General features: G+C 71.7%; 12 protein-coding genes. 4 read left to right on the plus strand and 8 right to left on the minus strand.

The genetic code is table 11. The features are described from left to right. Window positions 1-209: 209 nt before the first annotated feature. Both AB0F10_RS24200 and AB0F10_RS24205 read right to left on the minus strand, forming a co-directional pair. Window positions 210-455, minus strand: coding sequence for a hypothetical protein (locus AB0F10_RS24200; protein ID WP_360629107.1), 246 nt, complete (start codon window positions 453-455; stop codon window positions 210-212). A gap of 117 nt (window positions 456-572) precedes the next feature. Then, window positions 573-863 (minus strand): hypothetical protein, encoded by a 291-nt coding sequence (locus AB0F10_RS24205; protein WP_360629110.1) that lies wholly within the window; start codon window positions 861-863, stop codon window positions 573-575. Between the two features lie 259 nt (window positions 864-1,122). Between AB0F10_RS24205 and AB0F10_RS24210 the strand changes: the two genes are divergently transcribed. Together AB0F10_RS24210 and AB0F10_RS24215 are read left to right on the plus strand one after the other, a co-directional pair. Beyond that, entirely contained in the window at window positions 1,123-1,641 is a 519-nt protein-coding gene (locus AB0F10_RS24210; protein ID WP_360629113.1) for a hypothetical protein, read from the plus strand. Between the two features lie 239 nt (window positions 1,642-1,880). After that, window positions 1,881-3,770, plus strand: coding sequence for a DEAD/DEAH box helicase (locus tag AB0F10_RS24215; RefSeq protein WP_360629116.1), 1,890 nt, complete (start codon window positions 1,881-1,883; stop codon window positions 3,768-3,770). A gap of 64 nt (window positions 3,771-3,834) precedes the next feature. Here AB0F10_RS24215 and AB0F10_RS24220 read toward each other — a convergent pair whose 3' ends face one another. The 3 genes from AB0F10_RS24220 to AB0F10_RS24230 form a co-directional block, all read right to left on the minus strand. After that, the gene (locus tag AB0F10_RS24220) at window positions 3,835-5,271 is read right to left on the minus strand and encodes a hypothetical protein (RefSeq protein ID WP_360629119.1); all 1,437 of its coding nucleotides are present in this window, start codon (window positions 5,269-5,271) and stop codon (window positions 3,835-3,837) included. An 86-nt stretch (window positions 5,272-5,357) separates the two neighbouring features. Further along, a complete protein-coding gene (locus AB0F10_RS24225; protein WP_360629122.1) occupies window positions 5,358-6,452 on the minus strand; it encodes a PLP-dependent cysteine synthase family protein in 1,095 nt (364 codons plus the stop codon). A 3-nt stretch (window positions 6,453-6,455) separates the two neighbouring features. Continuing rightward, complete coding sequence (locus AB0F10_RS24230; protein ID WP_360629125.1) at window positions 6,456-6,917, minus strand: Lrp/AsnC family transcriptional regulator; 462 nt, start codon at window positions 6,915-6,917, stop codon at window positions 6,456-6,458. Window positions 6,918-7,139: 222 nt separating this feature from the next. Here AB0F10_RS24230 and AB0F10_RS24235 point away from each other — a divergent pair, with 222 nt between their 5' ends. Next, window positions 7,140-7,415: a BldC family transcriptional regulator gene (locus AB0F10_RS24235; protein WP_184998097.1), complete on the plus strand. Its 276-nt coding sequence runs from the start codon at window positions 7,140-7,142 to the stop codon at window positions 7,413-7,415. A gap of 37 nt (window positions 7,416-7,452) precedes the next feature. Here the strand turns inward: AB0F10_RS24235 and AB0F10_RS24240 are convergent, their stop codons facing one another. The 3 genes from AB0F10_RS24240 to AB0F10_RS24250 are packed head-to-tail and all read right to left on the minus strand — an operon-like array spanning window position 7,453 to window position 10,449. Then, complete coding sequence (locus AB0F10_RS24240) at window positions 7,453-8,079, minus strand: UbiX family flavin prenyltransferase (RefSeq protein ID WP_360629129.1); 627 nt, start codon at window positions 8,077-8,079, stop codon at window positions 7,453-7,455. 13 nt (window positions 8,080-8,092) lie between these two features. Then, window positions 8,093-8,989 carry a menaquinone biosynthesis prenyltransferase MqnP gene (gene mqnP / locus AB0F10_RS24245; RefSeq protein ID WP_360629132.1) on the minus strand — a complete coding sequence of 299 codons (897 nt, stop codon included), beginning with the start codon at window positions 8,987-8,989 and terminating at the stop codon, window positions 8,093-8,095. Further along, entirely contained in the window at window positions 8,986-10,449 is a 1,464-nt protein-coding gene (locus AB0F10_RS24250; RefSeq protein WP_360629136.1) for a menaquinone biosynthesis decarboxylase, read from the minus strand. The genes mqnP and AB0F10_RS24250 overlap by 4 nt, the downstream gene beginning before the upstream one ends. A gap of 121 nt (window positions 10,450-10,570) precedes the next feature. On the opposite strand from AB0F10_RS24250, the gene AB0F10_RS24255 reads away from it, so the two are divergent. Continuing rightward, on the plus strand, window positions 10,571-10,809 hold a 239-nt coding region (locus AB0F10_RS24255; protein ID WP_360629139.1), incomplete at its 3' end, for a hypothetical protein.

Genomic DNA, 10,809 nt, shown 5'->3' on the forward strand with positions numbered 1-10,809 from the left:
GGACGCCGGATGCGCTTATGAGCGCTGATATGGCACGGTAGTCACCAGCGCCCGGCAATCGACATGCCCGGCATACGGCATTTGGCGTCGGCACTCCGGTGGCGGCGATCGGGAGGACCCATGGACGAGCAGCAGGCGAAACCGGACAGCGACGGCGGAACGCCGCACGCTGCGCGGACGCCCGCGAGCAGCGCCGGGCCGCAGAACGATCAGGGATACCAGCCACCGCCGCCGCCCGCACCGGGTGCACTGTGGGCGTCCGCCTCCGGCGGCGCGACGCCGGCCGGTGCGGCCTCGGTGCCGGTGAGCTCGCCTCCCGCGTCCACCGGCTCGGCCGGCGGCTCCGCGCGGCCGGTCTCCGTTCCGCCCAGTGCCAACGCCGCCCGCGCCACCGTGCCCGGCTCGATCGATCCGGCCGGTGCCCGGGCCACCAGCTGGCCCAGCGGCCAGTCCAAGATCTACGGCGCGCGCAACCCGGACAAGCCGGCGACCGAGGCCGAAAAGCCGCCGGTCGCGGCCGCCGAAAAGCCCAACGAAGCCGACAAACCGGCGATGCCGGCCGCCGAAAAGCCTCAGGAGTCCGACAAGCCGGCCGCCCCGGCCGAGCCGAAGGCGGCCGAGACGCCGGCGGTGCAGGACGAGCCGAAGGCGGCCGGCAAGCCGGTCGCCGTCAGTTGGATGAGCATCGCCGAGAAGCCGGCCGCCGCGCAGCAGCCGGAGTCCCCCAGCAAGGCCGAGCCCGCCTCGCCCGAGCCGGATCTGCCCGAGCCCTCGACGCCGGAGCCGCCGAAGCCCGCCCCGGCGAAGCCCGAGCCCACCCGGCCCCAGCCCGCCCCGCTGCCGACACCGACACCGGCTCCCACCCCGCCGGCCCCGGTGCCGACGCCCGTGCCGAGCCCCGGCCCGAGCCCGGTGCCTCCGGGCCCCGGTCCGAGCCCGGTGCCTCCGGGCCCCGGTCCGAGCCCCGTGCCTCCGGGCCCCGGTCCGAGCCCCGTGCCTCCGGGCCCCGGTCCGAGCCCCGTGCCTCCGGGCCCCGGCCCGAGCCCGGTTCCGCCCGGACCCGGCCCGAGCCCCGTGCCCGGTCCGCCGTCGCCGCCGCCGTTCCCGACGCCGGTGATCCCCGTGGCCGGCAGCGGCCTGCCCGCGTACACGGTGCCGCCCTCGGCCGGACCCATCGCCGCGGGCGGCGCGGCCCAGCACGACCACCAGCCGCGCGGCGGTTCGACTCCTTACGGGGTAGGCGCATCGGGCGATGCCCGGCAGCCGTTCGGCGGACCGGCCGCACAGGTCGGCAGCACGCCGACGCGGCCGACGACGTATGGGTCGGGATCCGGACAGCAGCCGGCCGCCGTGCCGCAGCAGCGGGGGCAGGGCACCGTCTACGGTGGCCTCGCCGAGTACGCGCCGGCCGACATGACCATGCCCGTGAGCATCAATCCCGTCGAGAATTCCGGCTCGCTGACCGGCCACATTCTGGCCCAGGGCTGGCGCGACGGGCCCGAAACGCAGCGGTCCAGCAACGTCAAGGTGATCGTCGCCATGCTCGTCGTGCTGCTGTTGCTGGTCGGCGTGAGCCTGGCTTTCCTCTTCACCGTCGGTGACGCTTTCAGCGACATGATCGGTGGCGTTTTCAAGGATTGAGTTGTCGGGAACCGTCCGTCCGCCTAAACTGGCGAGGTTGCGCCGAAGGGTGAGCCTGCCCACTACCGGCGCGGAATGCGGGCGATGTCGACGACGTTGACCCGTACACTGATGGAAGTAATTGACCTGGCGTGCCCTTAAGGCGCACGCCACGGGCGTTCTTGCGGTCATTTCAGCGGCCGGCTGTTCGTAGCCGCGGCGGGCCATTCGCGAGCATGCGCCCCCGTAGAGAGGTTCTCTTGACCACTTTCGCTGACCCCAGCACGTTCCCGTCCGTCTTCGAAGCTCCCGCCGAGTCCGGCGAAACCCCCCGAACCGACGTTCCCTCGGCCGCGCCGGAGACCCCGGCCGCCGAGGTGGAGCTGATCGAAACCCCCGCCGCCGAGGCGGAGCTGACCGAGACACCCGCCCCCGCCATTCCGAGCTTCGCCGAGCTGGGTGTCCCCGCCGAGCTCGTCCGCGTGCTCAGCCGCGAGGGCATCAACACCCCGTTCGAAATCCAGGCCGCCACCATGCCCGACGCCCTCGCGGGCCGGGACGTGCTCGGCCGTGGCCAGACCGGCTCCGGCAAGACGCTGGCGTTCGGCCTGCCGCTGCTCGCCCGGGTCGCCAAGGGCGGCCGCGCGCTGCCGCACCAGCCCAAGGCCCTGATCCTGGTGCCGACCCGCGAGCTGGCAATGCAGGTCGCCGACGCGCTGATGCCGCTCGGCCGTTCCGTCGGCGTCTTCCTCAAGACCGCCGTCGGCGGCGTGCCCTACGACCGGCAGATGGACGCGCTCCGGCGCGGCGTCGAGGTCATCGTGGCCACCCCGGGCCGCCTCGGCGACCTGATCGAGCGCGGCGCCTGCAAGCTCGACGCCGTCGAGGTCACCGTCCTGGACGAGGCCGACCAGATGGCCGACATGGGCTTCCTGCCCGAGGTCACCGAGCTGCTGTCCAAGACGCCGGCCGACGCGCAGCGGCTGCTCTTCTCGGCGACGCTCGACGGCGACGTCGACGCGCTGGTCAAGCGGTTCATGAACGACCCGGTCACGCACTCGACCAACCCGGCCGAGGCCAGCGTGTCCACCATGGAGCACCACATGCTCCTGATCCCGCCGCACGACAAGTTCCCGATCACCGCCTCGATCGCCAACCGGGAGGGCAAGACGATCGTCTTCGCCCGCACCCAGATGGGCGTCGACCGGCTGGTCGACCAGCTCGCGGCGGTCGGCGTCCGGGCCGGAGCGCTGCACGGCGGCAAGACCCAGCGGGTTCGCACCCGCACGCTCGCCGAGTTCAAGGAAGGCCGGACGAACGTGCTGGTCGCCACGGACGTCGCGGCCCGCGGCATCCACGTCGACGGCATCTCGCTGGTCATGCACGTCGACCCGCCGAAGGACCCGAAGGACTACCTGCACCGGGCCGGCCGCACGGCCCGCGCGGGCGAGTCCGGCGCGGTCGTGACGCTGGTTCTCCCGAAGCAGCGCCGCACCACGGCCTCGATGATGCAGAAGGCGGGCGTCACGCCGGCCGAGCTTCGGGTGCGCCTGGGCGACGAGAGCCTCGCCGAGGTCACCGGTGCCCGTGAGCCCAGTGGTGTCCCGGTGCGACTCGAGCCCGAGCCGCGCGAGCGTGGCGACCGGCCGCGTCGTTTCGGCGACCGCCCGCAGCGCGGTGGCTACGGCGACCGCCCGCAGCGCACCGGTGGCTACGGCGACCGTCCGCAGCGCACCGGCGAGGGCGGCGGCTACGCCTCCCGTCCGCAGCGCACCGGCGAGGGCGGCGGCTACGCCTCCCGTCCGCAGCGCACCGGCGAAGGTGGCGGCTACGGCGGCGGCGACCGCCCCCGCAGCGGCTACGGCGGCAGCGGCGGTGGCGAGCGCAGCTACGGCGACCGCCCGCGCGGCGGCGAGCAGCGCACCTACGGCGACCGGCCGACCGGCGACCGCTCCTACGGCGACCGGCCGAGTGGCGACCGCAGCTACGGTGACCGGCCCGCCGCCGCAGGCGACCGCCCGCGCGGCGGCGAGCAGCGCACCTACGGCGACCGCCCGGCGCGCAACTTCGGCGACCGGCCCGCCGGTTTCCGGCACGAGGGCGCCCGTAACGACCGCTATTCGACGGGTCGTCCCGCGCGCACCCACTGATCGACCGCACTGAACGAAGCCCCCGGCGCTCCCCCGCCGGGGGCTTCGGCGTTTGCCCGGCGTCCTAGACGCGGCCGCGGATCCAGGCGACGCAGGACTTGTCGACGGTCGCGAAGGGCTTGCCGAACGCCTCCCGGGAGGCCGGGTCGAGGTCGCGCTCCTCCCGCAGGTAGAGCCGGACGAACTCGAAGAGCGCCTTCTCGCCGTACTTGCTGGCCAGGCAGTCGGCGGCAAAGTGGCCGAGCCCGTAGAACGCGTCGCTGGCGGCCGGGCTGGCATCACCGGCGAGACCGCTGGCCGCGATCGACTTGGGCCGCTTGCCGCTGTTCACCACCGCGCGCACGCTCTCGCGGCGCCAGCTGGCGGTCGCGGGCTTCGGGTACCAGCCGATGTATTCGGCGATGCCCTCCTCCAGCCACATGTCGCCGCGGCTGCCGGCCCGGTCGGCGCCGCCGAGCGTCACGACGTGGCCGAGCTCGTGCTGGATCGTGCTCTCCATGATCTGCCGGTTGTTCTTGAGCTGGGCGATGTTGAGCACCACGTCGCTGCCCGCGGCGTTGAGCGGCATCGCGTACGCGATCACCCAGCTGTCGGTGACGCCGCCGTACCAGGTCTTCCACTGCTTCGCGCCGGCCAGGTAGATGCGGTATTTCCGCTGCGGATTGCCGACCAGGCCCGCGAAGTGGTCGTTGACGGTCGCGGCCTTCTCGGCGACCGGCAGGACCCGCTTGAAGTACTTCTGCTCGGCGCGGCTGCCGATCAGCGTCACCCGCCGGCCCTGCTGCAGGACCAGGTCGCTGGACTCCCAGGGGGTCGGCTGCTGCTCCTCGCGGCTCTTCTTCACGGTCAGCGCGGTGATCAGCCACTTGCCCTTGACGGACTTGAAGGTCAGCTTCTGGGTGATCCACGGCTGGCCCTCGGAATCCTCGCTGGGGCACCGGTCCGTGCTGAAGCAGTATTCGGCCTGGGCGGTCACCCCGACCGTGCCGTTCTTCCCGGCCTTGGCGTCCGGGGACGTCCGGTAGGCGAAGTGGCTGACGCCGATGGCGCGCAGCGACCTGAACATGGTGCGGTACTTCGTGCGCAGCTTGGACTGGCCCGGGTCCAGCGCGGCGAGCCAGCCCTTCTCGTCGCCGCGCAGCAGGGCCTGCGCCTGGGCCTCCAGAGTCGCGTCGGCGGCCTCGGACGGCGTCAGGGTGCGTGGCTTGCCCGTCGGCTGATCCACGGCCGCGGCGGCCCGCTCCGCCAGCGCGTCGCGGTTGACGTAGACGTATCCGGCGCCGCCGACGAGCACCGCGGCGAACGCCAGGGCGCCGATGACGCGCAGGGCGTTCCCCCGGCGCTGGGGCGGCGGCGGCAGGGGCAGCGGCGTGGCCCCGGGGACGAGGACGAGCGGCGGCAGCTGGCCGACCTCGACGGGCGAGCGCTGGTATGGGATTCGCGGGGCGGGTCGGGCGGCCGGGTAGTCCGGCGGGAGGGGGTATTCCTCGGCGTCGCGCACTGTGCTCCTTGAGCCCGAAGCGAACCCGAATCCCGTTCGCTGACGAAACGATACTGGCAGGTCCGGACTCCCCATGCTGCCCCCGCTCAGGAGCCCTGCCAACGGCCCGTCGCCAGGAAGGTGTCGATGGCGGCGCGATGCGGCTCGAGGCGCAGGCCCTGTGCGGTCACCCAGGCGTCCGAGTAGTACGTGTCCGCGTACCGTTCGCCGCCGTCGCAGATCAGGGTGACCACCGATCCGGTACGCCCGGCCGCCAGCATCTCGGCGATCAGCGCGAACGCGCCGTACAGGTTCGTGCCGGTGGAGCCGCCGAGGCGGCGGCCGAGCACCGCCGAGCCGGACCGCATCGCCGCCAGGGAAGCGGCGTCGGGCACCCGCATCATCCGGTCCACGACCGCGGGCTGGAAGGACGCCTCGACCCGGGGCCGCCCGATGCCCTCGATCCGCGAGCCCCGGCCGGTCGAGAGCGTCCAGTCGCGGGCCGCGTAGGCGGGCCAGAACGCCGAGCCCTCCGGGTCGACGACGCAGAGCCGGGTGGCGAAGCGCCGGTAGCGGGCGAACCGCCCGATCGTCGCGCTGGTGCCGCCGGTGCCGGCCCCGACGACGATCCACGCCGGTATGGGATGGCGCTCGAGTGCCAGTTGCGCGTAGATGGACTCGGCGATGTTGTTGTTGCCCCGCCAGTCGGTGGCGCGTTCGGCGTGGGTGAACTGGTCCATGAAGTGGCCGCCGAGGTCGCCGGCGAGGGCGCGCGCGGTGGCGACGACGGCGGTGTGGTCGTCGACCAGGTGGCATTTGCCGCCCTGGAACTCGATCAGCGAGATCTTCTCGGGCGAGGTGCTCGCCGGCATGACCGCGATGAATTCGAGCCCGAGCATCCTGGCGAAGTACGCCTCACTGACGGCTGTCGACCCGGAAGACGCCTCGACGATCGGGGTGTCCGGGCCGATCCAGCCGTTGCAGAGGGCGTACAGGAAGAGCGAGCGGGCCAGGCGGTGCTTGAGTGACCCGGTGGGGTGCGACGACTCGTCCTTGAGGTAGAGGTCGATGCCCCAGCTGCGCGGCAGCGGAAACGGCAGCAGGTGGGTGTCGGCGGAGCGGTTGGCGTCGGCCTCCACCAGCGCGACGGCGTTGCGTTCCCATTCCCGGGCTGCGTCGTCGCAGCGGTCGAGCTGTTCCATGGCTCAACCTACCGCCGGATCGAGGCCGGGCTGCGGCCGATTCTCCCACTTGGTGGAGAGCGCGATCGCCGTGCGCGTCGAGGCGACCCCCGGCGTGCGGTTGATCCGGACGATCAACTGCTCGAGCTGGGCGATCGTGCCGACCCGGACGGTGAGCTGGTACGACTCGACGCCGGCCATGAAATAGCAGGATTCGATCTCGGGCATCACCCGCAGGGCGGCGAGCACGTCGTCGGTGTCGGCGCCGGAGTCCTCGACGATGCCGATGAGCGCGGTCACGCCGAGCCCGATGGCATCGTGGTCAACCTCGGCCCGATAGGCCCGAATAGTCCCACCAGCCTCGAGCTTGCCGACCCGCTCGTGCACGGCGGGGGCCGAGAGGCCCACCTGCCGGGCCAGTTCGGCGTACGACGAGCGGGCGTTGTCCCGAAGCAGATCGATCAGGCGCAGGTCGATGGCGTCCATGAGTTCAGAGGTTAGTGCGACACTTCCGGGTACCTCACGCCCGGTAGCGGGCGCGGATGCCTTGGAGCAGGCAAGGATAATGGTCAACGTCGCAATCGGGGCTTTTTCCGCATTTCAACGACTTGCTGTTTTTGGCGATGCTCTAATGGCACTACGTCCCGATCGAGCACGCCGACACTCACCGTGACCACCGGCGCTCCAACACGACGCGAGGAGAGGGCCGTGGACACAGGAGATCGACTGCTTACGCCCGGGGAGGTGGCCGCGCTGTTCCGGGTGGATCCGAAGACGGTCACACGCTGGGCGGCCGCCGGACGTATCGGCAGCATCCGCACTCCGGGTGGCCACCGCCGGTTCCGCGAATCAGAGGTTCGCGCGCTGCTTGAGGGCGACGGCGTGGTCGAGGAAATGCGCGAGGATGACGCGGCGAATCGGCCCCGCAACGGTGGCCCCGCAAACCCGGGCTCCAGTTACGGGCCGCCGAACGGACTGCGCTGAAGCTTCGCATAGGGCATTAGTACGCCATTAAAGATACTTAGTCCTGGCGTCCGGACCCGAGATCACCGGTCCAGCGGGTAAATAGCTCGTGGGGTACGCCGAGAGCGTCCAGCACCTTGCCCGCCACGAAGTCAACCAACTGCCCCGCGGTAGCCCGGGCGCCGGCGCCGTAGAAGCCCGGGCTGGCGGGCAGGACCACCGCACCGGCGTCGTGCAGCGCGATCAGATGCTCGAGATGGCTACGGGTCACCGGCGTCTCGCGGGGCACGATCACCGTGCGCCGGCGCTCCTTGAGGTTGACCTCGGCGGCGCGCTGCAGCAGATCCTTGGAGAGCCCGATCGCGATGCCGGCACAGGCGGCCGTGCTGGCGGGCACGACCGCCATGCCTCGGGCCGGGTACGAGCCGCTGCTCGGCCCGGCCGCAAGGTCACCCGCGGGCCAGTAGTTCAGGTCGCCGAGCTCCCGGCCCAGCCAGCCCGCGACGTCGTCCTTCCAGTGCGCGTCCCGGACGGTCGCGCCGGTCTCGTCCAGCAGCGTGAGCCGGGCCGCCCTGGAGACGATCAGGTCCACCGGCTCGCCGGCGTCCAGCAGCGCGCCGATGACGGTCCTCGCATAGGGCGTGCCGGAGGCGCCGGAGACGCCGACGATCCAGGGGGTGCGCATCCCTCGGGCCTCCCTACCGCAGGTACAGATCGAGGACGGCGAAGACGAAGAGCGCGATGCCAACGAAGCCGTTCGCCGTGAAGAACGCCCGGTTGACCTTGGAGAGATCGTCAGGCGTGACGACCACATGCTGGTAGCCGAACGCCACCGCGGTCAGCGCCAGCCCCACCCACCAGAGCCAGCCGAGGCCGACCAGCTGTCCGAACCAGACGAAGAGGGCGAACGTCACCACATGGGTGGCGGTCGAGATGTGCAGCGCGGTGCGGACCCCGAAGCGGGCCGGGGTCGAGTGCACGCCGATCCGCCGGTCGACCTCGACGTCCTGGCAGGCGTAGATGATGTCGAAGCCGCCGATCCAGAGCCCGACCGCGACGCCCAGCACCCACGCCGGGCCCGAGCCCGCGAAGGTGCCGGTGATCGCGAGCCAGGCGCCGACCGGCGCCACGGCCTGGGCCAGCGCCAGCACGTAGTGCGGGAAGTTCGTGAACCGCTTCGCGTAGGGGTACACGATCAGCGGGATCACCGCGAGCGGCGACAGCAGCAGGCAGAGCCAGTTGAGCAGGCCCGCCGCGAGGAACAGCACCACCAGGGACACGGCGGCGCCGGTCCAGGCCGTGCGCACGCTCACCGCGCCGGTGACCAGCTCGCGATTGGCCGTACGCGGATTCTGGGCGTCGATCCTGCGGTCCAGGATCCGGTTGGCCGCCATGGCGAAGGTACGCCCGGACACCATCGCGATCGTGATCAGCAGCAGGTCGGCCCAGTGCACCCCCGTGCCCTCGCGGTCCATCGCGACCAGCGCCGACAGGTACGCGAAGGGCAGGGCGAAGACGGAGTGTTCGATGGCCACCAGCCGCAGGAAGGCCTTGACCCTGCCCGGCTGCTCGGGTGCGGACGCAACGGCGGTCACGAGATCCCGTATTCCTTCCAGCGCTTGTCCACGAGGGCGGTCACCTCGGGTGCCATGGTCATCTCTTCGGGCCAGCCCCGGGTGTAGCCCTCGGCAGGCAGCTTACGGGTGGCGTCCAGGCCCGCCTTTCCGCCCCAGAACTGCTGGTAGGAGGCGTGGTCGAGGTGATCGACCGGGCCCTGGGTGACGAGCAGGTCGCGGTCGTAGTCGACGTTGCCGAAGGCCCGGAAGGCGACCTCCTGGTAGTCGTGCACGTCGCAGTCCTCGTCGACGACCACGATCAGCTTGGTGAGCGACATCAGGTGCGCGCCCCAGATCGCGTTCATGATCTTCTGCGCGTGCTTCGGGTACCGCTTGCGGATCGAGACGATCACGCAGTTGTGGAAGACGCCCGCGGCCGGCATGTCGTAGTCGACGATGTCCGGGATCAGCATCTTGAGCAGCGGCCGGAAGATCCGCTCGGTGGCCTTGCCCAGGCCGTGGTCCTCCTGCGGCGGCTTCGACGTGACGATCGAGTGGTAGATCGGCTGCTTGCGCATCGTCATGCACTCGACGTGCAGCACCGGGAAGGGCTCGACCGGGGTGTAGAAGCCGGTGTGGTCGCCGAACGGCCCCTCCGGCGCCCGCTCCCCCGGCTCCAGGTAGCCCTCGAGGACGATCTGCGCCTGGGCCGGCACCTGCAGCGGCACGGTCAGGCAGTCGACCATCTCGACCCGCTCGCCGCGCAGGAAGCCCGCGAACAGGTACTCGTCGATGTCGCCCGGCAGCGGGGCGCTGGCCGCGTAGCTGACCACCGGGTCGCAGCCGATCGCGATGGCGACGGGCAGCCGCTCGCCGCGCTGCTCGGCGACCGCGTGGTGCGCCGTCGAGTCCTTGTGGATCTGCCAGTGCATGCCGAGCGTGTTCTTCGAGTGCTGCTGCAGCCGGTACAGGCCGAGGTTGCGCTTGCCGGTCTCCGGGTGCTTGGTGTGCGTCAGCCCGTAGTTGTGGAAGATGCCGCCGTCGCCGGGCCAGACCTGCAGTCCGGGCAGCCTGTTCAGGTCGACCTCGTCGCCCTTGAGCACGACCTCCTGGCAGGGCGCGTTCTTGACCTTGCGGGGCGGAACCGACTTGAGCTGCAGCACCTTGCCGATGCCCTCGCGGATGCCGGACCAGCCGACCGGCAACTCGGGCTGGATCAGCGAGCCGATCCGGTCGCCGACCTCGTCGAGCGAGTCGACGCCGAGCGCCATGGCCATCCGCTTCTCGGTGCCGAAGAGGTTGACGACGACCGGCATCTCGCCGCGGGTCGGGCGCTCGAAGAGCAGGGCCGGACCCCCGGCGCGGACGGTACGCGTCACGACCTCGCTGATCTCCAGCGTCGGATCGACCGGAACGGTGACCCGGAGCAGCTCGCCGGCCTGTTCCAGGGCGGCGATGAAGCTCTGCAGGTCGTGGTGCGGAAAGCCCTTCGAAGCCATGAGCCCAGTCTCGCACCACGGGACGGGCGGTGATCAGCGGGCGGGAACCGTCACCGGAAGATCTCATCCGGCGTTGAGCCAGCGATTCGTAAACGGGGCTGCGCAGGGCGAGGTGGGCGACGTGAAATTCCGGTCCGTGGCGCGATGGTGTGCCCTCGGCGGCCTGCTCACGGCGCTCGCCATCGCCGCGCCGGCGGAGTCACACCGCCGCCTGCGGCTGCCGGCGTGCCCGACCGGCGCGCCGTCCACCACGCCGCCGACCGTCCCGCCCGGCCCGGGCGGCCCGGCGGCCGTGCGGGCGGCCGGCCCGCCCGAGGTCGCGCGGGCCCCCAGAGGTCAGTCCGCAGAGCGGGTCCATCG

The sequence above is a fragment of the Actinoplanes sp. NPDC026623 genome (assembly GCF_040638275.1).
GTDB lineage: Bacteria > Actinomycetota > Actinomycetes > Mycobacteriales > Micromonosporaceae > Actinoplanes.